Annotated in this window: 1 protein-coding gene; it reads left to right on the forward strand. The window is 59.8% G+C overall.

Going from position 1 to position 1,427, the window contains the following annotated elements:
• Positions 1 to 276: 276 nt before the first annotated feature.
• Positions 277 to 1,398 (forward strand): beta-ketoacyl-ACP synthase III, encoded by a 1,122-nt coding sequence (locus HT737_RS22915; protein ID WP_095667230.1) that lies wholly within the window; start codon positions 277 to 279, stop codon positions 1,396 to 1,398.
• Positions 1,399 to 1,427 lie beyond the last annotated feature (29 nt).

Raw genomic sequence — 1,427 nt, forward strand, 5'->3', positions numbered from 1 at the left:
TTTTGATTTTGCTTTTTTACAGGAACAAGATCAAAAGATCGCAGCCTTCGGCAGCTCCTACAGTGATTGGGTTTGGCATGAGAAAGGCGCCAAAAGCCAAGGTTTATGGCAAACTTCGCGACCATAAACGCCGGTTTCGTGACCCAGAGCCTTCGGCCGGGTCACGTGGCGGAATAAAGCGATGCCAGGTCAGCGTCCTGCGGACGGGAACAGACCCTTTGTGTGTTGGTACGTCGGTGCCAGCGCTTTCTGCCTGAACAGATTAGAGAAACGACCATGCATAACGTCGTCATCAGCGGCACCGGCCTGTACACCCCGGCCAACAGCATTTCCAACGAAGAGCTGGTGCAGTCTTTCAATACCTATGTCGCGCAATTCAACGCCGACAACGCCGATGCCATCGCCCGCGGTGAAGTCCAGGCGCTGACCGAATCCAGCGCCGCGTTCATCGAAAAGGCCTCCGGCATCAAGAGTCGCTTTGTCATGGACAAGGACGGTATTCTCGATCCGCAACGCATGGCCCCGCGTCTGCCGGAGCGTTCCAACGACGAATGGTCGGTCCTGTGCCAGATGGCCATCGGCGCCGCTGAACAGGCGCTGCAACGTGCCGGCAAGACCGCCGCCGACATCGACGGCGTGATCGTCGCCTGCTCCAATCTGCAGCGCGCCTACCCGGCCATCGCCATCGAAGTCCAGGAAGCACTGGGCATTCAGGGCTTCGGTTTCGACATGAACGTCGCCTGCTCCTCGGCGACCTTCGGCATTCAGGCGGCGGCCAACAGCGTGCAACTGGGTCAGGCCCGGGCGATCCTGATGGTCAACCCTGAAGTCTGCACCGGTCACCTGAACTTCCGCGACCGTGACAGCCACTTCATCTTCGGCGACGCGGCGACGGCAGTCATCATTGAGCGCGCCGACCTGGCGACCTCCAAGTACCAGTTCGATGTGGTCAGCACCAAACTGCTGACCAAGTTCTCCAACAACATTCGCAACAACTTCGGCTTCCTCAACCGTGCGGCGGAGGAGGGCATCGGGGCCCGCGACAAACTGTTCGTGCAGGAAGGCCGCAAGGTGTTCAAGGACGTCTGCCCGATGGTCGCCGAGCTGATCGGTGAGCATCTGGAAGAGAACAAACTCAACGTCGGCGACGTCAAGCGCTTCTGGCTGCACCAGGCCAACCTGAGCATGAACCACCTGATCGTGCGCAAGCTGCTGGGCCGTGAAGCCACTGAAGAAGAAGCCCCGGTGATTCTCGACACCTACGCCAACACCAGCTCTGCCGGCTCGGTGATTGCCTTCCACAAGTATCAGGACGATCTGGCCAGCGGTTCGCTGGCCGTGCTGAGCTCGTTCGGCGCCGGTTACTCGATCGGCAGCGTGATTCTGCGCAAGCGCTGAGTGCGCCTGAAAAGATCGCAGCCTGCCGC

The sequence above is a fragment of the Pseudomonas sp. MD195_PC81_125 genome (assembly GCF_014060985.1).
In the GTDB taxonomy this organism is placed as follows: Bacteria; Pseudomonadota; Gammaproteobacteria; order Pseudomonadales; family Pseudomonadaceae; genus Aquipseudomonas; species Aquipseudomonas parakoreensis.